Annotated in this window: 19 protein-coding genes; 7 read left to right on the forward strand and 12 right to left on the reverse strand. The window is 62.9% G+C overall.

The genetic code is table 11. The features are described 5' to 3' along the window. Window positions 1–60: 60 nt before the first annotated feature. From VL598_RS12530 to hemC, 11 genes are all read right to left on the reverse strand, one after another. Window positions 61–1,962, reverse strand: a complete 1,902-nt coding sequence (locus VL598_RS12530) for an extracellular solute-binding protein (RefSeq protein WP_325327046.1) — start codon at window positions 1,960–1,962, stop codon at window positions 61–63. Window positions 1,963–1,992: 30 nt separating this feature from the next. Beyond that, window positions 1,993–3,192, reverse strand: a complete 1,200-nt coding sequence (locus tag VL598_RS12535; RefSeq protein WP_325327047.1) for a tetratricopeptide repeat protein — start codon at window positions 3,190–3,192, stop codon at window positions 1,993–1,995. 14 nt (window positions 3,193–3,206) lie between these two features. After that, on the reverse strand, window positions 3,207–3,638 hold the full coding sequence (locus VL598_RS12540) for a biopolymer transporter ExbD (protein WP_325327048.1): 432 nt from the start codon (window positions 3,636–3,638) through the stop codon (window positions 3,207–3,209). A 10-nt stretch (window positions 3,639–3,648) separates the two neighbouring features. Further along, window positions 3,649–4,071, reverse strand: a complete 423-nt coding sequence (locus VL598_RS12545; RefSeq protein WP_325327049.1) for a biopolymer transporter ExbD — start codon at window positions 4,069–4,071, stop codon at window positions 3,649–3,651. A 13-nt stretch (window positions 4,072–4,084) separates the two neighbouring features. After that, window positions 4,085–5,011, reverse strand: coding sequence for a MotA/TolQ/ExbB proton channel family protein (locus VL598_RS12550; protein WP_325327050.1), 927 nt, complete (start codon window positions 5,009–5,011; stop codon window positions 4,085–4,087). Between the two features lie 90 nt (window positions 5,012–5,101). Beyond that, window positions 5,102–5,803, reverse strand: coding sequence for an energy transducer TonB (locus tag VL598_RS12555; RefSeq protein ID WP_325327051.1), 702 nt, complete (start codon window positions 5,801–5,803; stop codon window positions 5,102–5,104). 178 nt (window positions 5,804–5,981) lie between these two features. After that, window positions 5,982–8,708 carry a TonB-dependent receptor gene (locus tag VL598_RS12560; protein ID WP_325327052.1) on the reverse strand — a complete coding sequence of 909 codons (2,727 nt, stop codon included), beginning with the start codon at window positions 8,706–8,708 and terminating at the stop codon, window positions 5,982–5,984. 625 nt (window positions 8,709–9,333) lie between these two features. Further along, window positions 9,334–9,861, reverse strand: coding sequence for an inorganic diphosphatase (gene ppa, locus VL598_RS12565; protein ID WP_325327053.1), 528 nt, complete (start codon window positions 9,859–9,861; stop codon window positions 9,334–9,336). 292 nt (window positions 9,862–10,153) lie between these two features. Beyond that, window positions 10,154–11,347: a heme biosynthesis protein HemY gene (locus VL598_RS12570; protein ID WP_325327062.1), complete on the reverse strand. Its 1,194-nt coding sequence runs from the start codon at window positions 11,345–11,347 to the stop codon at window positions 10,154–10,156. Continuing rightward, window positions 11,347–13,401 (reverse strand): fused uroporphyrinogen-III synthase HemD/membrane protein HemX, encoded by a 2,055-nt coding sequence (hemDX, locus tag VL598_RS12575; protein ID WP_325327054.1) that lies wholly within the window; start codon window positions 13,399–13,401, stop codon window positions 11,347–11,349. Before hemDX ends, VL598_RS12570 begins: the two co-directional genes overlap by 1 nt. Beyond that, a complete protein-coding gene (hemC, locus tag VL598_RS12580) occupies window positions 13,398–14,381 on the reverse strand; it encodes a hydroxymethylbilane synthase (protein ID WP_325327055.1) in 984 nt (327 codons plus the stop codon). Before hemC ends, hemDX begins: the two co-directional genes overlap by 4 nt. 231 nt (window positions 14,382–14,612) lie before the next feature. Here hemC and ppc point away from each other — a divergent pair, with 231 nt between their 5' ends. Next, window positions 14,613–17,579 (forward strand): phosphoenolpyruvate carboxylase, encoded by a 2,967-nt coding sequence (gene ppc / locus VL598_RS12585; RefSeq protein WP_414718713.1) that lies wholly within the window; start codon window positions 14,613–14,615, stop codon window positions 17,577–17,579. Between the two features lie 262 nt (window positions 17,580–17,841). On the opposite strand, the gene VL598_RS12590 is transcribed toward ppc, so the two are convergent. Beyond that, window positions 17,842–18,594 (reverse strand): class I SAM-dependent methyltransferase, encoded by a 753-nt coding sequence (locus tag VL598_RS12590; protein WP_325327056.1) that lies wholly within the window; start codon window positions 18,592–18,594, stop codon window positions 17,842–17,844. Between the two features lie 299 nt (window positions 18,595–18,893). Between VL598_RS12590 and VL598_RS12595 the strand changes: the two genes are divergently transcribed. The 6 genes from VL598_RS12595 to argH form a co-directional block, all read left to right on the forward strand. After that, on the forward strand, window positions 18,894–19,838 hold the full coding sequence (locus VL598_RS12595) for a helix-turn-helix transcriptional regulator (RefSeq protein WP_325327057.1): 945 nt from the start codon (window positions 18,894–18,896) through the stop codon (window positions 19,836–19,838). Window positions 19,839–19,979: 141 nt separating this feature from the next. Then, window positions 19,980–20,606 carry an RNA polymerase sigma factor gene (locus VL598_RS12600; RefSeq protein ID WP_325327064.1) on the forward strand — a complete coding sequence of 209 codons (627 nt, stop codon included), beginning with the start codon at window positions 19,980–19,982 and terminating at the stop codon, window positions 20,604–20,606. 2 nt (window positions 20,607–20,608) lie between these two features. After that, window positions 20,609–21,481 carry an anti-sigma factor gene (locus VL598_RS12605; protein ID WP_325327058.1) on the forward strand — a complete coding sequence of 291 codons (873 nt, stop codon included), beginning with the start codon at window positions 20,609–20,611 and terminating at the stop codon, window positions 21,479–21,481. An 88-nt stretch (window positions 21,482–21,569) separates the two neighbouring features. Next, window positions 21,570–22,433 carry a hypothetical protein gene (locus VL598_RS12610; RefSeq protein ID WP_325327059.1) on the forward strand — a complete coding sequence of 288 codons (864 nt, stop codon included), beginning with the start codon at window positions 21,570–21,572 and terminating at the stop codon, window positions 22,431–22,433. Continuing rightward, window positions 22,430–23,077: an RES domain-containing protein gene (locus VL598_RS12615; RefSeq protein ID WP_325327060.1), complete on the forward strand. Its 648-nt coding sequence runs from the start codon at window positions 22,430–22,432 to the stop codon at window positions 23,075–23,077. Before VL598_RS12610 ends, VL598_RS12615 begins: the two co-directional genes overlap by 4 nt. 250 nt (window positions 23,078–23,327) lie before the next feature. Beyond that, window positions 23,328–24,731: argininosuccinate lyase (gene argH / locus VL598_RS12620; RefSeq protein WP_325327061.1), on the forward strand; the 1,404-nt coding region annotated here is incomplete at its 3' end.

A 24,731-nucleotide genomic window follows, 5' to 3' on the forward strand; every position in this document is an offset into this window, starting at 1 on the left:
CAATGAGCGTCGGCACCATCAACAGCAGGCGTCTGACAATATAAGCGAACATCGTGCTTCTCAGTGCGTGGCGGTGGTGGAAATCGCACCCTGCGGCTTGCGATACCAGTAATCGATGACCCAGTCCTCAGCCTGATACGACGCCGGCACCGTCTTCGGATAGCTGAGCGTTTTCTTGTAGCCGATTCGGTTATTGGGCATGTAGTACTGCGGAACCAAGTAGTACTCGTTCGTGAGCACGCGATCGAGCGCGCGCGTGGCGGCTTCGAGATCGTCGAGCGTCGTTGCAGCAACTGCCGCACGCACGAGCGAATCCACAGCGGGCGAGCGCACGCCCATATAGTTTTCAGAGCCCTGCTCCGAGGCTGCTGCGCTTGTGAAGCGGCGTTTCAGCTCGATGCCCGGAATCGTCACCGGGGGGTAAATGAATGTCGTCATGTCGAACTGAAAACTGTCGAGCTGCTTTTGATACAGCGCACTGTCCAGCTCGCGCATGTGTGCGTCGATGCCGAGCACCTGCAGCGCCTGCGTGTACGGAATGATGATGCGATCCATGCCCGGCTCATCATCGATGATCTCGATTCTCATCGGCGTGCCGTTGGCATCGCGCAATGCGCCGTCACGGAAATGCCAGCCTGCTTCGGCCAAAAGCGCACGCGCCTCACGCAGGTTGGCGCGCAGGGAACCCGGCGGCTCTGTGCCGGGCAGCTTATTCATCGGGCCAAACACTTCGGGCGGCAGCGTCGCGCGGAATGGCTCAAGCAGCGCGAGCTCTTTGTCGCTCGGCGTGCCGGTGGCTCCGAACGGGCTGTCGTCCCAGTAGCTCGAAAGCCGCCGGTACTGCCCGTAGAACATCATCCGGTTCATCCAGTCGTAGTCGAACGCCAGCGCGAGCGCATGCCGCACACGTGGGTCCTTGAACTGCGGCTCGCGCGTGTTGATCAGGAAACCCTGCATCTGCGCAGGTCCATCGGCGAAAGAGCCCTTCTGGAGCTCGCCGTTGTCGAAATTCTTGCCGACGTACTTGCGCGCCCATTGCGTCGAGCTGTATTCGACGTGGACGTCGGCCGCCCCGGCCTTGAACGCCTCCAGCATCGTGTACTGATCGAGATACAGCTGGAAGGTGACGCGCTTGAAGCGAAACATGCCGCGCCGCGAGGGCAGATCCGCCGCCCAGTAATCCGGGTTGCGGTAATACGTAATCGTCTTGTCGTTCTTGCGCGATTCGATCAGATAAGCACCGCTCGCGATCGGCGGCTGCGTCGCCAGCTGATCGAACGGCACGCGCTTACCGTCAGGCAATACGCCCCACTTCGGTGAGAAAACCGGCAAGTCGCCTGCAATCAACGGCGCAGTGCGCGATGCATCGACGAAGTCGAAGCGCACCGTCGATCGGTCCAGCACCACCGCATCCTTGATCTCGGCAAACTGTGAGCCGAAGAGCGGCGACGCTTGCTGGCTCTTCAACGTATCGAGCGAGTATTTGACGTCGGCGGCGGTGATCGCATCGCCGTTCGAAAAACGCGCAGCGGGGTTGATATGAAACTTCGCCGAGCGTCCGTCCGCGCTAATCTCGACGTCATCGGCAATGAGGGGGTATTCGGATGCGAGCTCGTCCCAGCTGCGCTGCATCAGCGTGTCGAACATCAAGTTCTTGATGTCGGGCGCCGGCGCGCCGCGCACGATGTACGGGTTCAGCGAATCGTAGCTCTGCCCCTCGTCGTAATTCTCGAATAGCAGATCGCCGTTCGAAGGCGCATCAGGGTCTGCATAATCGAAATGCGAGAAGCCCGTCTGATACTTAGGACTACCAAATTGTGCAATCGCCGGCACTGCGTGTGCCGGAACGGCGACAGCCGCCGCCGCAAACGCGGCAACGGCTGCATAGCCCCGGCATAGCTGATGATGCCGGCGCTGCAAAGCGCAAATACGGCGCAAGAGCCGCAAGGTAACGAACTTCATGATATCGAGCGGATGCGCCGTTGATGCGAGTTACTTCGAGGCGACCAACAGCCACAGGTGCGCGAGATCGGCCGAGCCGTCGCTACCCTTGACTGCACGGAACGTCTGCACGGCGCGGGCCTTTTGCCCCGCGACGTAATAGGCCACGCCGAGGTGAAGCTGCGCTTCATCCGGATGGTCGGTGCCCTTCGCAATCGCCGCTTGCATCATCGCAATGCCATCGCTGGCCTTGCCGGCGAACACGCGATTCAAGCCATCATCGACAGGTGCCGGGGCTTGCGCGTTGTCGGCCGCAACACCCTGCGCCCGCTTCGTCGCAAGCGCCTGCAGGCGCTTTTCACGCTCGGCTTGCGCATCGCGCCCGAGCACACCGGACGTAAAGCCCTGATCGATGACCTGCTTGGCTTCAGCCGTGCTGCCTGCCACGAGCGCAAGCTGCGTCATCTCCATGTAGTCGTCAGCCGTCGAAAGCGATCCAGTCGCGCGACGCAGGCGATACGTATCGATATCGAGCCGCGACGAGTAGCCGGACTTGCCACGAATGGCCGTGAACAGATCGTCCCAGTACGACTGCTTCGGGTGATACGCCACGAGCGCTTCGAGTGCGCTGCGGTATGCAGCATCATCCTTGGCACGCTGCGCGCAGGTGCCGAGCAACTGCAACTCAGACTCGTCAGGCGCATGTCCCGCGCGGATTTGCGCATCGACCGTCGACTTCAGGAGCTTCGTCGCGTTGGCGAAATCGTTCGACTGATAGTAGGACTCGACGATCAGCGTCTGCATCTGCGGATCAGAGCCACCTGCTTTCAGATAGCGCTCGCCGGTGGCGATTGCCTTCGGATAGCTGTGCTCCTGAAAGTAGATGCCGGCCAGCGTCGCGGTGATGTGTTGCACCTCATCACCCTTCAACTGCCCAGACGCCAAGAGCGTCTCGTAGGCTTGTGCAGCCAGACCGGAATTGCCCGCAGCAACCGCTGCGGCGCCGCGCATTTCCTCGACCATGTACATTTCATACGGGGTCTTGTTCGGCACCGCGGAGGCGGCGGCGATCTGCGCGAGTGCGTCCTGATACTTGTGGGCGCGATAGAGGTTTTGTGCGGCGTTGAGCGGCTTGGCTACGTCGGGCCGCAGCGTGTCCGCTGCGAAGGACGTCGACACGCCAGCAAGCGTAATCGTGCCCCCCAAAGCGAGCACGAGTGCCGCATGCCGCATCCGTTGATGAATTCGCATGGCGACTTCCTTCCTTATTGCATGTACTGCTCGTTGCCGACGAGACCAATCTGGGTCTCGCCCTCGCGCTCAGCCGCGGCCATCACTTCCGCCACGACCTTGTAGGGCGCGAGCTTGTTCGGGAAGAGATGAATCTCAGGCTGTACCGGCTGCGTGGCGGCGTCGTGCAACTTATGCTCGAGCGTCGCTTGATCCGGCACCGCCGTGCCATTCCACGTGATGGTGCCATCGAAGTCGATATCGATTTGCACAACCTGCGGCGGCGTAGCCGGCGGCGGCGGATTGCCAACCGGCAGATTCATCTTGACCGCGTGCATCTGGATCGGAATCGTGATGATCAGCATGATCAACAACACGAGCATCACGTCAATGAGCGGCGTGGTGTTGATGTCGGCCATCACTTCCGGCTCGCTACTGCTCCCGCCTGAAGATACGTTCATGCCCATAGCTCGACTCCTAGCCCCCGCGCGCAGGCGGCTGCGTAATAAATGACACCTTAGCGATGCCCGCGCGCTCGCACGCCGTGACGACGCGCCCGATGAACTCGTAGCGCGTGTTCTGATCGCCGCGCACGTGAACTTCGGGCTGCGGCGTCATCACGGAGACGCTTTTCAAGCGCGTAAGCATCGTTGCTGCATCGACATGGGCTTCGTTCCAGAAGAACTCGCCGTCGCGATTCACTGCAATCTCGACGCTTTTCGGCGTCGTCTGCAGCGGTTGTACGGTTTCCTTCGGCAGTTGCACCGGTACCGTATGCGTAACCACCGGGATCGTGATCAGGAAGATGATCAGCAACACCAGCATGACGTCGACGAGCGGCGTCGTGTTGATGCTGGACATGACCTCATCGTCATCGCCCTCGCCAACGCTCATTGCCATGGCTGACCTCGACTTAGTTCGCGAGCGCGGCGGCCTTGGAGGCTGCCGGTGCGCGACGCTTACCACCTGCGAGCAGGACAGCGTGCAGTTGCGCGCCGAACGAACGCACACGCTCCATCACCGACTTGTTGCGGCGGACCAGGAAGTTGTAGCCGAGCACAGCAGGCACAGCAACAGCCAGACCGATTGCGGTCATGATCAGCGCCTCACCCACGGGGCCTGCGACCTTGTCGATCGAAGCCTGGCCGGCGATACCGATGGCCGTCAGCGCGTGATAGATACCCCAAACCGTACCGAAGAGACCCACGAACGGCGAAGTCGAGCCGACCGTTGCGAGGAACGCGAGGCCGTCTTGCAGGCGGTTCGATACATTGCCGATCGAACGCTCAACCGTCACGTCGATCCAGGTGTTGCGATCCACGGCTTCGAGCAACGCTTCGTCATGGTGCTCGCCAGCTTCGATAGCCGTTTCGGCGATGAAGCGGAACGGCGATGCCTCGTCGAGCTGCTTCACGCCTTGCGCGAGCGACGCGGCCTTCCACAGCTGTTCGTCAGCTTGCTTGGCGCGGCGATTGGCGCGTGCTTGCTCGAAGAACTTCGTGATCATGATGTACCAGCTGCCCATCGACATGATGACGAGGATGATCAGCACGGTGCGAGCGACGAAGTCGCCGTTGTGCCACAACGCGTCGAGACCGTACGGGTTCGTGACCGACTCAGTGGAAGCTGCTGCGGGCGGCGGTGCGGCGTCGCTGGTGGCCGAAGCCGTAGCTTGATCCGCTTGCGACGCGGCGGGCGCAGCGGACGCGGGCGCGGCGGACGCAGCAGCTGCGACGTCGCTTGCCTGAGCGTGAGCGAGTGTGGGGACGGCCAGGCCATCGATCGCGGCGACGGCCATCAATGCGCTGGTTGCCAAAGCGGCGAGGGAACGCTTCATCATGTTCTGCTCCAGTTCAGTTCAAACCTTGAACTCGTGAAAATCAAATCGTGTTAACCAATTGCTACCGGTATTCAGAGTGTTCGTCTTCGATCAATTCAGATTGAACGAGAACGGCACCTGCACCCGGACAGCTTGACCTTGGGCGATACAGTTGAACTTCTTCACGGCGCGGAACGCGGCGTCGTCGAGACTGTCGTGATCGGACGACTTCGCGACACGTTCATTGCTGACGTGGCCTTGCGGATCCACCGTGAATTCGATGACGACGTCACCCGTATCGCCATTTTCCTGCGCTTCCTTTGGATAGACGACGGAGCTGCGTACTTCGTCCGAGTTCGGACATACCACGCTGACTGCGGTCTGCACGGGAGGCGATTTAACAGGCGGCGCAGGCGGTGCGGGTGGCACGGCTTGCGGCGTCGGCGTAGGCGTTGCCTGGTGCACGATGGTCTGTTGCGGCGGCGCCTGCACCGGCACCTCAGGCGGCGGCACAAACGGCGGCGGCGGCGGCGTGAACTTCGGCGGCGGCAATTGAACGACCGGCAGCGGCGGCGGTGGCGGCGGCTTCACCGGCTCGATGATCTTCGTCTCGATCGGACGTTGGATCACGTGCACGATCTTGTTGGCTAGGCCATTGATGAGCGCGTACACCAGCAGAATGTGCAAGACGATGACAGCCCCGATGCCGCCGAATCGACGCACGGGATTTTGCTGCTTTTTCCCGAATTCGCGCGGACGCCCCCGCATTCCGAGCCCGGGCGGCGCCGCTGGAGATTGTCCTTCCACTTTCATAACCACCTTTGCTATCTCCCACATCAATCCGCCCAACGCAGCCTTTCGGCCATACCCATGATGAGCGGGCCGCGAATTAGAACCGATCGCGAGGGACTTTGCAACTTCAGAAAAAACGAACAACCACCTCCCGCATAAGCGCGGGAGGCGGTGTGTTCACTACCTCATCACCTAAACCTTAGAACTTGTACGTTGCTCCGATCTGAGCGTAGCGACCGTAGAAGGCATAGAGCGACGAATCATACCCGGTGTAATCAAGCGGAGCCTGCCAAACCGGATCGAACGGCGGGATGCGGTTGAAGAGGTTGTCCACGCCACCGTAGATGGTCCAGTGCTTGAAACCCGTGTACGTCACCATCAGGTTGAAGTTGCTGTACGAGGCAACACTGTTTTGCGCGCCCGGAACATCAAACGCCTGCGAGTAAGGTCCCGTGTACTGCCAGGTCAGCGCCGTGTCCCACTTGTGGTAGTTCCAGTCAAGCGTCGTATTACCCTTCCAACGCGGGAAGCTTCCGCCGAACGGCTGGCTGAAAGTCAGGTTGTTGCCCGCGCCGTTGAACGAGCCACTCGGCGAGTTGATCCAGAAGCTTTGGACGTAAGCCCAATCGCCGCTAAGCGTAAAGGTACCGATCTTCGTCGGCAGCGACTGGCGGAACGTGGTCTCGAAGCCGCTCGTATCGAGCGAGCCCAAGTTCACGTACTGCTCCGTTTGGTACAGGAACTGACCGGCCGAATTGTTGACGGCTACCGGCGTCGAGTTACCGATCACGTTGTCGATGTGGATCTTGTACCAATCGAAGCCGATATCAGTCGTGCGCGCCGGCGAAAGCTGGAAGCCGACGTTGAAGTTCTTCGTACGCTCAGGCTGCAGATTCGGGTTGCCCGAGATGACGGTGGTTTGGAACTGCCCTGTCTGGCTGTTCGGCTGCAGCACGATATTTGACGAATTCGCGTCTTCCACGAACGTCGGAGCACGGAAGCCCCGGTTGTAGGAGGCGTACGTCGTAAACTGCTTGATCGGCTGATAGCGCAATGCGAACCGCGGCGAGAACGCGCCCCCGAAATCGCTATAGTGGTCGTAACGGCCGGACTGGCTGAACGTCAGGTTGTGCAGAATTGGGACGTCGAACTGATAGTAGACCGCCGCAACGTTGCGCTGACCATAAACGGACGCCAATGCCGGGCTGGCAACCAGACCATCGTTGGTGTTCGCGCCCTGATCCAGGAACTCGCTCTGGTGCATGAACTGCGCACCCAAGCCAAAGCCCACGTCGCCGGTCGGCAGATGGAACAGGTTCGGGGTCGACAGCGTCGCGTCAGCCACGTCGAGCTTCGAAACGGCTTCGCTGTTCGTGTTGGTGTAAAGTGAATTCACCTCTGCGGCGGACGGGTTGCTGTAATTGAAGTTGCCGCTATAGAGGTTCTCCAGCCCCGACACCGAGAGCACGTTGTTGAACGTGTTGTCGACGATACTTTGCGAGTGGCCGTAAGACGCCGCCCAATCCCAGTCGCCGGCGTTCGGCAGACTGAAAGAACCCTTAATACCGGTGGACGCGCGGAAGAAGTTCGAGTTCGTCGTTTCCGAGTACGCATTAGGCAACGCGTAAGTAAGCGACGCCGGTTGACCGAACGGGTTATTAGGGCCCGCGGGTACCGTCATATTGAACGGCGTCAGCGTTCTCGTCGTCGGGTTCCAAAGGAGCGGCGGATTCAAGCCGCCAACGCCAACGGTTTGTGTGCCGTCGCCCTGGGTCGTCTGATTGCTGCTACCCCAAAAATCGACGAAAGCCGTAGTCGTGTCGTTGACCTTGAAGTCCGCATGAACCTTCGCACTCAGCCGGGTTTCCATCGGGATGGCCGAGATGTCGTTGGCATTATTGAATGCACAGACAGTGCCGGGTGAACCTGCCGTAGCGAAGTTCGTGCCGGCCGGCTTGACGCTGCCGCCAAAAGGACAACCGCCGGTGAGCGCCTGCGGATTGCCCGTGACCGGGTTGGTCCAATACGACGGCGAGAGCCACGAGGTGCCGCCCGGTCGATTCGTGAAGTCCTCGCCAGCACCGTAATCGCGGTCTGCCAGCGTAGAACCGTTGTCCTTATATGCGCTGATCGACGCAGTAACGTTGTAGCCGTCCGACGTCAGGTTACCGAAGCCGCCCAAGATGCCGAGCTTGCCCGTCCCGTTACCGCCCGCGCCGTTGATGGACGTGCCGACGCTGCCGTCGAGCTCCAGGCCGTGGTAGTTCTGCTTCGTGATGACGTTGACGACACCCGCGATAGCATCCGAGCCGTACTGCGATACCGCGCCCGTCTTCACCACCTCGATGCGGTCGATCATGTTGATCGGCAGCGTGTTCAGGTCAACGAAGGTGTCGACGCCGTTCGAGAAGAAGCCGTACGGGGCAACGCGCTGACCGTCGACGAGCACGAGCGTGTATTTCTCGCTCAAGCCGCGCAGCGCAATACCCGAACCACCCGCAGAGAGGTTGTTGGTCGTGCTCTCGCTCCAGCTGTTTGCGGAGTTCGCCGACAGCGTGCGCAGGTAGTCGGCAACGGTGACCGAGCCGCTCTTCTGAATGTCCTTCTGGGAGACCACCTGAACCTGGTTGAAACCGACCTTGTCAGAGCTGCGGATCAGCGAGCCCGTGATCTGGATGCCCTTCATCTGGTGGACGTTGCTCGCAGCAGCCGCTGCAGGCTTCGCTGCCGTCGCACCCGATGCAGCAGCAGGTGCTGCCGCCGTACCAGAAGCTGCGACCGGCACTGCCACCGCCGTATCGGAAGCCGCCGCTGCTGCAGCAGGCTGTGTCTGCGCGAAAGCGACGCTTGTACCCAGCGCTGCAGTCAACGCGACTTCCGCCCATACGATCTTGCGTATGGCCGCACCCAAAGTCGTTAGTTTCATGTCACCCCTTCTCGTCAATCATTGTGCAAGCAACCCTCACCGGGGCATCGCCAGCACCACCCGCATTGTTTCGTCTATTAGTCGCCTATCGCCACCTTGCCCGCGAGACGCCATTCCCTAGTCGCATTTCGTTAGGAATCCTAACAAAGCCGTAAGCTCACAAAATCACCAATGAATCCATGACTTGTTCGCCGCTTTGGAAAAAGTTCCTGTTACGCGACGGCTGGAACATAACAAAACAGAACCCGAGCGTCAAAAATTGTTTGATGGCAAAAAACTCTGTTTAAGTGCAATTTTTTCATGGAGATTGCACCTAAACAGTGCATCCACTTTGGGTCGTAAGCCGTCGTTCATCAAGAAGTCAAAATTGGCCGGGATAACGGAAAGGACATCGAAACGAAAACGCACCAGAATAGTGCTCGGACTGTAATTTTCAGAAACAACCATTTCAGCCCTAAGCGGTTGACCGTACTTGCAACTGTCACAAAAACGTGACAGTGCGTAATTGACAAGATTGTTGCGATAAGGCAAGCACAAAGAAAAAGCCGCATACCGAGCATATCGGTATGCGGCCATTCATCCTTCAAATTACTTTCTACTTACATACGAGAAAATTTCTCTCGTTTTACTTCTTGTAATTCGCAACACCCTCGCTAATTTCCTGGTGCGCTGCGTCGATTCCGGCCCAACCTTCGACCTTCACCCACTTGCCCTTCTCGAGCGCCTTGTATTGCTCGAAGAAGTGCTTGATCTGGTCTTTCAGGTATTCGGGCACGTCGTCGATCGACTTCATGTTCGCCGTCATCGGGCTCAGCTTGTCATGCGGCACAGCGACGAGCTTGGCATCGACGCCCGACTCGTCGGTCATCTTCAGCATGCCGAGCGCGCGCGAACGCACAACGCATCCCGGAATCAGGGGGAACGGCGTGATCACGAGAACATCGACAGGGTCGCCATCGCCCGACAGCGTCTGAGGGATGTAGCCGTAGTTCACCGGGTAACGCATGCCGGTGCCAATGAAGCGGTCGACAACCAGCAGGCCCAGCTCCTTATCGGCTTCGTACTTCACCGGGTCGCTTTGCGCCGGAATTTCAATGATGACGTTGAAGTCGTGCGGCAAATCCTTGCCCGCGGGGACGTGATTGAAGCTCATGACGTTTTCTCGACGGATGATTGGGAAAGGAAACGGGCGAAGCCGAGATGTGACGGGTGGCCGATCGTATCTCGGCGCGGCCCAATAAAGACGTTGCGCATTATAGCCGAGCGCGACTCGAGCCCCATTTGAGACCGCTTACCCGGCAATGCGTGCCGGGTCGTGCCGACACGCTTGGCTCGGGCGCTCGATCTGCGCCCGCTCGCCCGATCACGGCCCTCGGTCACGCCACCGAAGGTCGCTCGCTTAGCCGACCCTCATTGCGCGTCGGACGACTCGACTCATACGGCATTCATACGACATTCGTCGCGAGCGCACTCGCGCGGTAGTGCTCGCTCGCGCGACTGGCATCGCCGAGTTCTTCGAAGAGCTGCGCCAACGCGCGATGCGTGCGGATCGCGAGCGCTTCGTTGTCCGTCGATAGCCGCAATGCGCTTTCGAGGAACGACTGCGCCTTGCCCCAAAGCTGTTGCTTCAGGCACAGACGCCCAAGCGCGAACAGCAGATCGGGGTCCTGCGGGCGGCTCTTGTGCCATGCCTCCGCCTTCTGGATGAGCGGCAGCACGTCGCCGGCCGCCGTATCCGGATAGCGGCGCAGGAGCCTCGCGTCCCAATTGTGCTGCAGCGCCTCCTCGACGATCTTGCGCGCCTCGTCGTGCCGATTCAGCCCAATGAGCAATTCGGCCGCGAGGTCAGCCAGCCTCGGCGAATGCCGCTCAGCCGCGGCAAGCGAATACCAGAGGGCGCGCAGCGCGTCGGCATCGTGACGCCGGTCGCGCAGCAGGTGTTCAGCCGCCTGCTGGCGCAGCCTCAGCGCAGCGGCGGAATGAATCGCCTCGCGTTTCTCAAGCGTCTTGACGAGCTTCAGCACCTCGCCCCAGTTCTTGAGTTGCTGCTGTGCGCGCAGTGCGATCTGCTGTGCATGCAGGCGCCGCGCACCTTGCGATTGCATCTCGGTCAGCGCGGCCAGCGCCCCTTCGGCATCGCGGCCGTCGGCGCGCATGTCGGCGCTCGCCATGAGCCGCGCGTCCTGCCAGTCAGAACCGTCGATCGCCGCAAGCCATTCGTCGCGGCGCATGTATTCGCGCAGACGATGCGCAGCAGAGGCCGCAATGAGGTTTGCGGCACCCTTGTTCGACTCATGCGCAAGCGCTTCTCGCGCCGCTTTTTCTGCCCGTGAGAAACGGCCTGCAAAGAGATTGCCGATTGCCTCACGCAATGCGGCATGGGCTTTTCGTTCGCGCGAGCGCGTCCGATAGGCCGCTACGCGCTGCGGCATTGTCCAGACGTTGCGCACAATTCGCGTCATCGCATAAAGCACGAGGAAAAGCACGACGATCGCTACGACGAAGAAGTTCAGCGAAACGTCGATGCGATACGGCGGGTAGACAATCAACACCTGCCCCGCGTTGAAGTGCCCCACCGTCGCGAGAAGCGCAGCCAGCACGAACAGCAAGGCGAGCCACAAGAGTCCCCTGAGCGCCATCATCCCCCCCGGCTCTTCGCGCTGCGCACGGCCTGCAGGCTCGCATTGATATCAGGCAGCTGGACCGACGCCGAAGCGGCAGCGACTTCCTTGACGAGCCCGCGCACGGTCTGTGTGCTCGTCGCCGCGCCGTCGAAATAACGGGCGAGCGCGGCGTCAGCCATCTGCAAATCCGACTTCAGCGTCGCCTCATTGCGCGACAAGAGCGAAATGCGCGCTGACAGCAGCCGCAGCTTGACGTTGTCGCGGATGAAACTGCCCTGCTCGGGCGAGATCAGCATTGCGTCGGCGTTGTCGATACGGCGCACTTGAACCACGCTCTTCAGTTCTTCACCGACGGCGGCGGACACGGTGTACCACCACGCTTTCCAGCGCGGCTCACCAGCGGCGGCAGCGCTCGCACCGGCCACGGTGGCAGCGCTGCCGTCAGGCGCCGGGTGCGCCACGGGCGCCTCGCCGGCAAGCGGCAGCGTGTTGATCTGCGCCATGGCTTCGTCGAGCTTGATCGCGAGGCCCGATGAATCGAGCACGGGCGCGGCCTTGAGCTTATCGATGTCTTGCGCGATGGCGCGGCGCACGACAAGCGCCTGCGGGCTCGCAAGCGCCGCAAGCCGGCCGTCCGCGCTTTGCAGTGCAGCCAGCGCGCTCTGAGTGTTGCCCGTTAACTGCAACTGCTCGCTCGCCGACGCAAGCATTTGCTCGACTTCGGCGAAAGTCCAGTCGTCGCGGTTGCGTGCCAGGTCGTCGTATTGCTTTTGCAGCGCCTCTTGGGCCGTTCGCGCGTCCGCAAGCTTGCCCTCGAGTTCGGCAAACCGGGTATCGGACTCATGGGTCGCTGCGAGCGCTTGACCCATCTTCGCGTTCAGTTCCGCCGTTTGCGCGTCGACAGCCTGCTGGCGCGAGGCCGTGTGCGCGTCGAGGCGGTCCATTTTGCGGTTGAGGGCATAAGCGCCGATACCCGTCGCAACGGCGAGCAGCGCGAGCGCCAGCCACAAGAGCCAGCTGCGATGCCGCTTCGGCCCCTCGCCACGCCATGTCGTATTGGGCGGCAGCGGCGGCGCTGCCGAAGACGACGGATTCGAAGGCGGCGGGACGGCGGAGTGCGAAGAATCCTGGTGCGAATCAGTCATGCGCGAGTAAGCCGAAAAAGAAGCCGGAGCCGGTTGATCGAAAGAGGCGCGAGACGATGCAGACAAGCTGCGCAAAGCCGCGGCGATACGTTCGTCGCCGGGGCCAGATGACGTAATCCTATCAAAACCCAAGCCGCGTGCCGTCTCGGCGATACGCGGGTGCGGTACGACACAGGGCGCGTGCATGAGCGCCAAGCGCTCAGCTTCGGTGAGGTGCGCACGCGCCAACTCGCTCAAATTGCGCACGCCCTCCGAGCTCGTCAGAAGCCAAGCATGCGGTGCGCCCGCAAGCAACGTCCGAATGCGCGACCACGCTTCAGCCGACGGTTGCGGCACGGCGCGCCGATAGCCCGCAACCGCTTCGACCTGCGCTCCCGCTTCGCGCAAGCGCTCGGCGAGCCATTCTCGGCCGCCGTCGCCACGCACGATCAACACACGCCGCCCCTCAAAGCCTGATGCGCCAAATTTGGCGACGAGCGCGGCCCAGAGCGCTTCCGAATCGAAGCGGGCACCGCCCTCCTCATTCGCCCCGGCGCTGCCGTGGGCACCCTGCATGGGGTTGTCCGATTTATGCCCGTCAGCACCGGGCGGGGACACCACCTCGTAGGCGGGCGCCGCAATGCCGTGCCGCGCCAGCGCTGCTACGCTGCCGGGGCCAACGGCCCCCACAGGCACACTGCTCGGCCACGCACGGTCCATCCGCTCAAGCGCGCGATCGATGGCGTTCGGCGAGACAAAGACGACGAGCGCATAGTTTTCGAGCGCATCCAGCGCGGTGCGAAGCGGCGCATCGTCTTCGACTGGAGCGATCTCAATGAGCGGAAATTCGAGCGTGGCCACGCCATCGCCGGCCAGACGTGCGGCCAGATCGGCCGACTGGCCGGCAGGACGCGTCAAGACACCCGTGAACACCACGCCGGTCAAGGAGCCTGCTCGTCCGGGCGCGCCGCCGCGAGCGCGCTGACGATCTCGCGCGCCCCCTGGGCCTCGAGCGAGCGAGCCACTTCGCTGCCGAGCGCTTGAGCTTCGTCGACGGAAGTGACGCCGGCCTCGGCTTCGGCAAAGGCTGCACGCGAGCCATCCGGCATCGAAACCCGGCCCGCCAAGCGCAGGACACCTTCATGCCAGTACGCATGGGCGGCGAGCGGCACGTCGCAGCTGCCACCCAACGAGCGGGACACCGTCCGCTCGGCCTCGACGGCAAGCGCCGTGGGACGATCATAGAGGGGAGCCAGCCACGCCGCGAGTTCCGGTTTCCCGCTATGGATCTCGATACCGAGCGCGCCCTGCCCCGCGGCCGGCAAGCTTTGCGCAACATCGAGATACGCGCGGATGCGTGTGGCAAGACCGAGCCGCTTCAAGCCGGCCGCGGCGAGAATGATGGCGGCATACTCACCGCGATCGAGCTTCGCGAGCCGCGTATCGAGGTTGCCGCGCAGCGGCTCGACAACGAGCTGCGGATAGCGCGCGCGCAGCATCGCCTCGCGGCGCAGGCTCGAGGTGCCCACGACGCTGCCGTGCGGCAATTCGTCCAGCCCGGCATACGCGTTCGAAACAAAGGCGTCGCGCGGATCTTCGCGCTCCATGATCGCCGCGAGCGAGAAGCCCTGCGGCAGCTCCATGGGAACATCCTTGAGCGAATGGACGGCGAGGTCGGCGCGGCCCTCGGCGAGCGCAGTCTCGAGCTCCTTGACGAAGAGCCCCTTACCGCCCACTTTCGAGAGCGTACGATCGAGAATCTGGTCGCCGCGCGTCGTCATGCCGAGAATTTGCACATCGCAAGACGGATATAATCTGCGCAACGCGTCTCGCACATGGTGGGCCTGCCACATCGCGAGACGACTCTCGCGCGAGGCGATCACGAGCGTGACGGGCGGGGCTGAGGAAGGCATCTCGGAATTCATAAGTGACAACGGCGAATGACGGGATCGAACATCGAAGAATGGTAGCACGCATGACTTGCCCCATTTTTTGTACCGGCCGCAGGACACCCACGCTTGATCATCGGGCGTGCGGCAACCTGATGCTGAACCCGCCCATGGCGGCGCCATGAGCGCGCGGCCTGCCGGAACATCCGGCACAACGAGAACCCTGCCGCACTTGGCGCGGGCTCCGGCTTTCGCTGCGGTTTTGTCATTTTTGCTATTTCATCGACTCTGGCTTCACTGAGGAATCCCACCGTGACGTCTCCCGGATTGGCGCGCACCGCCCGCGGCAATGATGCATTGCCGCCTTCATCGACCCTTCCCGCGACCGCGCCCGGCGCCGCATCGCCGGCCCAAAACCTTGAGCACGGCCGCGAGGACAAGGACCAGCCGCTCTTCGAGGACATTCGCTACCTGGGTCGCCTGCTTGGCGACGTTGTGCGCGAGCAGGAAGGCGACGCCGTCTTCGCGGTCGTCGAAACGATTCGGCAAAACGCGGTCAAGTTTCGCCGCGAAGACGACAGCAGCGCCGCGCTCGCGCTCGAGCAGCAACTGCACGCGCTGACGCCCGAGCAGACCGTCAGCGTCGTGCGCGCGTTCAGCTACTTTTCACATCTGGCGAATATCGCCGAAGACTGTCACCACAACCGGCGGCGTCGCGTCCACGCCTTGGGCGGCTCAGTGCCGCGACCCGGCACGGTCGCCGTTGCGCTCGAGCGCCTGGCGCTTGCCGGCCACCTCGATAGCGACGCGATCAAGCACTTCTTCGATGATGCATTGATCGTACCCGTGCTGACCGCGCATCCGACCGAAGTGCAGCGCAAGAGCATTCTCGACGCGCAAAACGATATCGCGCGCCTCGTGGCCGAACGCGATCAGCCGCTCACAACGCGAGAGCGTGCGCAAAACGAGGCGCTATTGCGCGCGCGCGTGACGACGCTGTGGCAAACGCGCATGCTGCGCGACTCGCGGCTGACCGTCGCCGACGAAATCGAAAATGCCCTGTCGTACTACCGCACGACGTTCCTGCGCGAGATCCCCGCGCTTTATGCAGACATCGAATCGGAACTCGCGGAGCACGGCATGAACGCGCGCCTGCCGGCGTTTTTTCAGATGGGCAGCTGGATCGGCGGCGACCGCGACGGCAACCCGAACGTGACGGCAGAAACGCTCGAGCATGCGATCACGAGCCAGGCTGCGGACATCTTCGAGCACTATCTCGAGGAGGTGCACGCGCTCGGCCGGGAACTCTCCGTATCCAATCTGCTCGCCGGCTCAAGCGACGCATTGAAAGCGCTCGCACAAGCCTCGCCCGACCAATCACCGCACCGCGTCGACGAACCCTACCGGCGAGCGCTGATCGGCGTGTACACGCGGCTTGCCGCGAGTGCGCGCGTGCGGCTCGGGGAAGGCGCTGTGCCGCTGCGCAGCGCAGGGCGCGATGCCCCGCCCGTGCGCGCAACCCCGTACGCTGACGCTACCGAATTCGTGCACGACCTGAACGTGCTCATCGATTCGCTGACCCTGCATCACGGCGGCCCACTCATCGCTCCGCGGCTCGCCCCGCTTGCGCGCGCCGCCGAAGTCTTCGGCTTCCATCTCGCGAGCATCGATCTGCGCCAAAGCTCGGACGTGCATGAGGCCGTCATCGCTGAACTGCTTCAACGCGCCGGCGTGCACGACGATTACGCGGCACTGCCTGAAGCCGACAAGCTTCGCCTGTTGCTCGCCGAGCTCAAACAGCCACGGCTGTTGCGCTCGCCGTATATCGAGTATTCGCCGCTGGTGCAAAGCGAGCTGGGCGTGCTGGAGGCGGCGCGCGTCATGCGCGATCGGTTCGGCACCCGGGCCGTGCGCAACTACATCATCTCGCACACCGAAACGGTGAGCGACATGGTTGAAGTGCTGCTGCTGCAAAAGGAGACGGGACTGCTCGAGGGTGCCCTCGGTAACCCGCACGCGAGCGCGAAAAGCGGGCTCATGGTGATCCCGCTGTTCGAAACGATCGACGACCTGCGTCATGCGCCCGTCATCATGGGCGACTATTTCTCGCTGCCGGGCATGCACGCGCTGATCGCACATCAGGGCAGCGAGCAGGAAGTCATGCTCGGATACTCCGACAGCAACAAGGATGGCGGCTTTCTGACGTCCAACTGGGAACTCTATCGGGCCGAGCTTGCGCTCGTCGCCCTGTTCAGGGAACGCGGTATCAAGCTGCGTCTCTTTCATGGCCGAGGAGGCACCGTGGGGCGCGGCGGCGGCCCGACATACCAGGCGATCCTGTCACAGCCGCCGGGCACCGTCGAAGGCCAGATTCGCCTGACCGAGCAAGGCGAAGTGATCGCGAGCAAGTTCAGCAATCCCGAAATCGGCCGACGAAATCTCGAAACCGTCATCGCCGCCACACTGGAAGCCACGCTGCTGCCGCACGGCAACGCGCCTCAGAGCCTCGCCACGTTCGAGGAGACGATGCAGACGCTCTCCGATACGGCGATGGCCGCTTATCGTGCGCTCGTCTACGACACGCCGGGCTTCACCGATTACTTTTTCTCGTCGACACCGATCTCGGAGATCGCCGAGCTCAACATCGGCAGCCGGCCGGCATCGCGCAAGCTGCAGGATCCGAAGAACCGGCGCATCGAAGATCTGCGCGCCATTCCCTGGGGCTTTTCGTGGGGCCAGTGCAGGTTGCTGCTCACCGGCTGGTATGGATTCGGCAGTGCCGTCATGGCGTATCTCGAGGAGGCGGCGAGCGACACTGAGCGCACTCAGCGCCTCGCGCTGCTGCGTCAGATGTACGAGACGTGGCCCTTCTTTTCCACGCTACTCTCGAACATGGACATGGTGCTCGCCAAGACGGACCTGGCGGTGGCTTCCCGCTACGCCCAGCTGGTCGAAGACGAAGCACTGCGTGCCCAGGTGTTCGATTGCATGGTTGCGGAATGGGAGTGCACGACGCGCGCGCTGGCCGAGATCACGGGCAAGGACGAGCGGCTCGCAGACAACCCACTGCTCGCGCGCTCCATCAAGAACCGCTTCCCGTACCTCGATCCGCTCAATCACCTTCAGGTCGAGCTGTTGAAGCGGCATCGGGCAGGGGACGCCAGTGCACGGTTGCACCGAGGACTTCATCTGACGATCAACGGTATCGCTGCCGGTCTGCGCAATACTGGCTGAACGCGGTTTTTCGTCGTAAAACGGCCGCCAGTTGGAAACCCGCCTTTTTCCTCGGGGGAAAGGGCGGGAACCGACAGCCTAAAGGCCGGTTTGGAACCGTTGCTTTCCTTCGTTCGTGGGCACGTGCGTCCGAGCGACACCCCGGGGACGCCAAGCGCCTCGCTCAGTACCTTGCCGAGCCGCGCGCCTGGCGGCTGACACGCCCCCTACCCCACGCAACGAAATGCCCGACTTTGTTGCGCGTTCCCGGATGCCCGCGTGCTCAACTCGCGTCAATCATCAGTGCGTCGATCATGAACGAGCCGTCGGACGCGACGGCGAAGTACTCGCGCACTTCATCCGGCGCACCGTGCAAAAGCGAGCGGATCGCCGCGACGCGGACCTCGGGCGTGCGCATGCGCGCCACCCATTGATCGAATTGCATCGGCAAACGCCAGCGCTCGCGAATGTGCGCCGCGAAGCCCGCTTCGGCAAAGAAATTCAGCCATTCGTCGGCGCGGTAGTTGCGGATATGCGAGCCGTCACGCAACACTTCAATGGCCTGCAAATGCGTATCAAGGAGCGGATGATCGGCGGCAGCGACATCGACGAACACCACCCGGCCGCCCGGTTTCAGCACACGCCGCACTTCGGCAAGCGCCGGTCGTACATCGTGCCAGTGATGCGCCGAGAAGCGGCTCAGCACCCAGTCGAAAGACGCGTCGTCGAATGGCAGCACCTCAGCCGCGCCTTGTCTCGTACAAATGGTTCCGAGCCCGCGCTCGCTTGCGGCGGCGGCGACGGTCTCAAGCATCGCAGGCGCGATGTCGTAGGCCGTGACCGAGCGCGCGTAGGGGGCGACAGCGAAGCTGACGTGGCCCGCGCCGCAGCCGAGGTCGAGCACCGACGCGCCAGGTGTCGAGGCGACCGCCGCCGCAAGCGTGCTCAGATCGGCACCGGCCGCGTGGGTCGGGCTTGTCAGGTACGCGGCGGCCGTCGAGCCGAATGCGTCGGCAACCTTCTCATGGTGTTTCATTGAATAGCTCCTGATTAGGCAGGACACGCTACAGGCCGAGATGTCCGGCAGACATCGCCACCAAGCGCGTGGGCATCCTGGAGATTGGCATCCTCCCCGCCTTTGAAGGGCTGGGCTTGCCGCACATCCTGGTCAATGGGCGCGGTCAGCCGTTGCTCTCTCGCGCTTACCGCTACAATAGATTTTGACCGGTACCGGTACAAGGCAACCCGTTATCCTGGTATCAAATGCACCCGGGTGTTTTCGGCTCAGTGCCTCCCGCCGCGCGCCGGCCGATCTCAACGATTGAAAGACAACCGATGGCGAGTCTGCCGCCCAACCGCCCTATCGCTAGCGCCTCCGGGCATCCGGTCAATGACGCGCCGGATGATGATGTGCCGCCCGCTGCGCCACCCGCCGCCCGGCCAGCAAATGCGCGCGCCGCATTGACGGACACGCCTGCGCGCGCACTTGGCGAATTCATCCGAGCCCATCGCGAGCGGCTTACGCCGCTTGCGGTCGGCTTGCCCCCGGGGCCGCGCCGCCGCACGCCCGGGCTGCGCCGCGAGGAAGTCGCGCAGCTGTGCGGCGTCAGTCCGACGTGGTACACGTGGATTGAGCAGGGCCGCCCAGTGTCGGCCTCGGCCGACGCGCTCGCACGCATCGCGGTGGCGCTGCAGCTCTCGCGCGCAGAGCGCGCCTACCTCTTCGAACTCGCCGGAGAACGAGACCCGAGCGAGCCGTCTACGGACGCCGCCGATGCCCCGGGTGCTTTGATCGCTACCGTGGATCACCTCGACACCCCCGCCTACGTGCTCGATCGCCAGTGGAGTGCGCTGGCGTGGAACGCGCCGGCCGCGGAGCTCTTTGTCGGTTGGCTCGATGGCGGCGAGCGCCCCGCAGGCCACCCCGAGAAAGCGTGCGAGAAGGCCCGGGAGCGCAATCTGCTGCACTTCACGTTTCTCGAGCCCCTCGCGCGGCGGTTGATCGTCGACTGGGAAACGCGCGCAAGACGGCTCGTCGCGCAGTTCCGTGCCGATTCGATCCGGCACCTCAACGACGCGCCGATGCGCGCACTGATCGACGCGCTCGCGGGCGAAAGCGAGGAGTTCGCGCGCTTTTGGGCGTCTCAAGACGTCGGCGTGCGCGAAGGCGGCACGCGCGAGTTCGATCATCCGCGGCACGGGCACGTCGTCTACGAACAAATCACGTTGAAACCGGCCCATCGGGAGGATTTGCTGCTCGTCGTGTTAATCCGCCAATGAGCGTCTGAAAGAGGCGCCGCCGGCCGCCGTTATGGCGCCTAGTGTGCAGGTATGATGGGGGCCGATGACGCGCCCCGCGCCCATCATGGGCTGACCTCCGTCGGAGAGCCACCAAACCATGCTGCCCTCTCGCACCGCATGATGACCGCCTTGCCCCCCGAACCAACGCCGCCGGAACTGACTGCACTGCTCGCGCGCATTGCCCGCGAGGACGCGGCCGCTTTGCGCACGCTCTACGATTTGACGGCGACGAAACTGTTTGGGGTCGCCATTCGTATATTGGTTAAGCGCGAATGGGCGGAGGAAGTTTTGCAGGACGCATTCATCAATATCTGGCGGTATGCCGGGGACTATCGGGAAAACATCGCGGCGCCACTCACCTGGATGAGCACGATCGTGCGCAATCGCGCGCTCGATTTTTTGCGCCGGCAGAAGAACGAACGGGCGGCGAGCGCCGTACGTGCCGACGCGGGCGACATTGCCGGGCCGGCGATGGCGTTGGCCGAAAGCGGCGATACGCTTGAGGAATGGCTACCCGGTGACGAAGCCGATCCGGCCGATTCGGCGCTGCTGAGCGAAGCGGCGCGGCAGCTCGCGCTTTGCATGAAGCGGCTCGATGCCAACCAGCGGCAAGCGGTTGCACTCGCCTATTTGCGCGATCAGAGCCATGCCGAAATCGCCCAGACGCTCGCCGTACCGCTTGGCACCGTGAAATCGTGGGTGCGCAGAGGGCTCGAAAAGCTGAAGCTTTGCATGGAAGGCCAGTGACGATGGACCTGCACCGATATCCCGACCTGATCGACCGGCTAGCCGGAGAGTACGTGCTCGGGCTGCTGCGCGGCGGCGCTCGGCGCCGTTTCGATCGGCTAGCCGAGGCCGACCCGGCCGTGCGCGCCGCGATCGATGTCTGGACGAGGCGCATCAGCGCGCTCGCCGAGCTCGTGCCGGCTGTGGCGCCGCCAGCATCGACATGGCCCGCAATCGAACGTCGGCTTGGCAACGCAGCCACGACCACAGGCGCCAGCATCGGCGAGGCGAACCCTGGCAGCATGCGGCAAGGGGGCGCCGCCCGGGCGGTGCCTGTCGACGAGAAACGGTCGCCGCGGCGCCCGACATTGCGCTGGTTCGAAAGCGTGGCGTTCTGGCGGAGCTGGTCGATCGTCGCAACAGGGACGACGACACTCGCCGCCGCGATTGCGCTCGCGCTGGCGCTGCGTCCGTTCGCCCCCGCCGCACCGCACATCGCGTCAATACCGTCAGACGGCTCGGGCAGCAACGGCGGCACCGCGGCCCCCGTCATCGAGCGGGTGTCCTATGTAGCGGCGCTTGCCGACGTGAATACGAACAAGACAATGGTGTTCGTCATGTGGGACGAAAAGAACGCGATGATGAGCGCGCACCGAATGACGGGCGGCGACGCGCCGCCGCCGGGCAAGTCTGAGCAGCTCTGGGGCATCCCCGAGCACGGGCAGCCCGTCTCGCTCGGCATGCTGCCGCCCGGCAGGATCGTGCATATGAAAGTTCGGGGGGTCAGCGCGTTCGTAAGACTAGCGGTGTCGGTGGAACCGCCGGGCGGCTCCCCCGCTACCAGCGGCCCAAGCGGGCCGGTCGTGTGCGCCGGCAAATTGATGGGAACGGCATAGCCGTTTATGGCATCGACCAAATAAGCCAAGCTAGACAAAGTAGCCAAGCCATGCGAACCTTTCTCCTGAATCGGTTTAGGAGAAAGCCATGTTTACCGCGTCCCCCGGTTACTGGGATGAGCGTCGTGCCGACGAGAGCCAGGCCTCGAACCCGGCGCTCCGAGAGATCGAACTGAGCGTCGCGGAAATGTTGGAGCGGCTGAAGCCTGGCCGGGCGGGGGTGGCCCGCATGCACCAGAAGATACGGTCCTCACTGGCTCAGGTTGCCTTCGGCACGGGTGACGCGTCCCGTCATTCGAATGCCCCTGCGTCTGCGGCCAGCAACGCTATCGACAAGGCGCTCGACAAGGCCAACGCCGCTTACGCGCGTCAATTGGTCAATCTCGGTCTGAACTCGGCGGCGGTCGAACTGTTGCGATCTTGGGTCGAACTCACCGTCGACGCCCGCGTCCTGCAGCGACAGCTCGAAATCGAGCGTGCCCTCGCCAAATTGGCCGAGGAAGCAACCGCCCCAAGTGCGGTGTACGCCCCCGGTGATGACCCTTCGCAACTATTGCCTGCGGCGCAAATGGGCCGCGCACTCGGCGGCGTCAGCGACGAAACAGTCCGGCAGCGGGAAAACGCTGGCGAGCTCTTTGCCATTCTCCCCCCCGCGCGCAAACGCGGTCGCGGCTATCCGGTCTTTCAGGCATGGCCGGGGATTGTGGGAGCGCCGCTCGCCAAGGTGCTGTCCGCACTGGGCGGCCTGAGAGGAACCTCAGCGTATGGCTTTTTCACCTCGCCCACCGATCTGCTCGGCGGACTCACGCCGATCGAGGCGATGGCCGGCCGTTTGATCGCGCCGAGATCGTTGCCTCGCGAAAGTCAGAATCTGCTTAAAGCCAGCGAGGAAGATCGCCTCGCTGTGGTCGTGAGCGCAGCCAAAGCGTACGCAGCCGCTCAAGCAGCATGAGGGAAGGATCGGTACCGCAGTTCGACGCCAGGCATCTCGAACTGGAGATGCTCGATCCGAACAGCGCTCATCTCGTTCGGCTTTTCCGCCACGCCGGTGGCGACTGGGAACCGCCTGCGACGACATTTCGGAATCTGCGCGTCGATCCGCCCGATGGGCACAAAAGCGAGTTTGCCGTTCTGTACACGGGCAACTCGATCGCGGCGGTGGCGATGGAATGCCGCGTTCTTTTTGCGGATTTGCGCGATCGTTACATGTGGGTGACCGACCTTGCCGCTCAGTACCAGGTCGTCCGCTATTCGTTCGGCCGGCCGGCGATTTTTGTCCCGCTCGATGGACGAAACCGCCGCACGCTCGGACTCGATGGCAACAAATGGCCGTTGGGTACTTACGAGCCGTATCAACGCGTGTCGCTCGCACTTTTCCAACGCTTCGGCGCCGCGATACATGGGCTCAGTTGGGAATCGTTCCACCGCAATCAGCTAGGGCGCGTCTATGCGATCTGGCACGATCGCAAAGGCGCGATCGAATTGAAGATCTCTTCGCCCAAGCCCTATCCAAGCCTCGCAGACGACCCGGACTGGAAAGCGTTTCTTTCGCGTAACCCGACGCTCCAACCCCTTGGCGCGGCAACCGACGACTGACCGATCGTTAGCCTCCCCTGCGCCCCCCCTCCGAGTACGCATTGGCGAGTGTCCGACCAGGAAGGCCCTTTGCAAGCACAGTTGGCTGCGAGGACAGGCGTTGTTCCTACTTGGCTACGCCACAAGCCTGCTTCCCAGGAAATGGGGCTTGTCTCCTCGGTGATAAAATTTGGCGTTTCAGGCGCGCACCGCGCGTGCCACCGCAGCGAAATGCGGCAAGGATCCACCCCTTCCTGACCTGTCCATCACCATGACGTCCCAACTGCATAAAAAAGGCGAAGCCTGGTCGGCTCGCTTCTCCGAGCCGATGTCCGAGCTCGTCAAGCGCTATACGTCGTCAGTCTTCTTCGACAAGCGGATGGCGCTCGTCGACATCGAGGGCTCGCTTGCGCACGCAACCATGCTCGCCGCACAGGGCATCATCAGCGCCGACGATCTGGCCGCAATCGAGCGCGGCATGGCGCAGATCAAGGGGGAAATCGAACGAGGCGAGTTTGTCTGGCAGCTCGATCTCGAGGACGTCCACCTCAATATCGAGGCGCGGCTGACAGCACTCGTCGGCGATGCGGGCAAGCGCCTGCATACGGGCCGCTCGCGCAATGACCAAGTCGCCACTGATATCCGCCTGTGGCTGCGCGGCGAGATCGACCGCATCGGCGGTTTGCTCGGCGATCTGCGCATGGCTTTGGCGGTGCTAGCCGAGCAGCATGCGGCGACGATCATGCCGGGCTTCACGCACTTGCAGGTCGCCCAGCCCGTGACGTTTGGCCATCACCTGCTCGCCTATGTCGAAATGTTCGGGCGCGACGCAGAGCGCATGCGCGACTGCCGCACGCGCGTGAACCGCTTGCCGCTCGGCGCCGCAGCACTCGCCGGCACCAGCTACCCGATCGATCGGCACGCCGTCGCACGCACGCTCGGCTTCGAAGGCATCTGCGCGAACTCGCTCGATGCCGTCTCCGATCGTGACTTTGCGATCGAATTCACGGCCGCAGCGGCGCTCGTCATGACCCACGTCTCGCGTTTTTCGGAAGAGCTCGTACAGTGGATGAGCCCGCGCATCGGCTTCATCGATTTGGCCGATCGCTTCTGCACGGGTTCTTCGATCATGCCGCAGAAGAAGAACCCCGACGTGCCCGAGCTGGCTCGCGGCAAGACCGGCCGCGTCAACGGCCATTTGATGGGGCTGCTCACGTTGATGAAGGGGCAGCCGCTCGCCTACAACAAGGACAATCAGGAAGACAAGGAGCCGCTTTTCGACACCGTCGATACGGTCGCGGATACCCTGCGGATTTTCGCGGAGATGGTTGCGGGAATCACGGTCAAGCACGAAGCGATGCGTGCAGCGGCCTTGCAAGGCTTCTCGACGGCAACCGACCTCGCCGACTACCTCGTCAAACGCGGCTTGCCATTTCGTGATGCGCACGAGGCGGTTGCGCACGCGGTACGCGTCTGCGTCGATCGCCAGTGCGACTTGGCCGACCTTACGCTCGAGGAGATGCGCGGCGAGCTGCCGAATGTCGCGCATCTGATCGGCGACGACGTCTTCGACTATCTGACGCTCGAGGGCTCCGTGGCAAGCCGCAACCACCCGGGTGGCACGGCGCCGGAGCAGGTCCGAGCCGCGGCGCAGACGGCGCGTCAAGCGATCGAG

Source organism: Trinickia sp., from assembly GCF_035492435.1.
Classification (GTDB): Bacteria; Pseudomonadota; Gammaproteobacteria; order Burkholderiales; family Burkholderiaceae; genus Trinickia.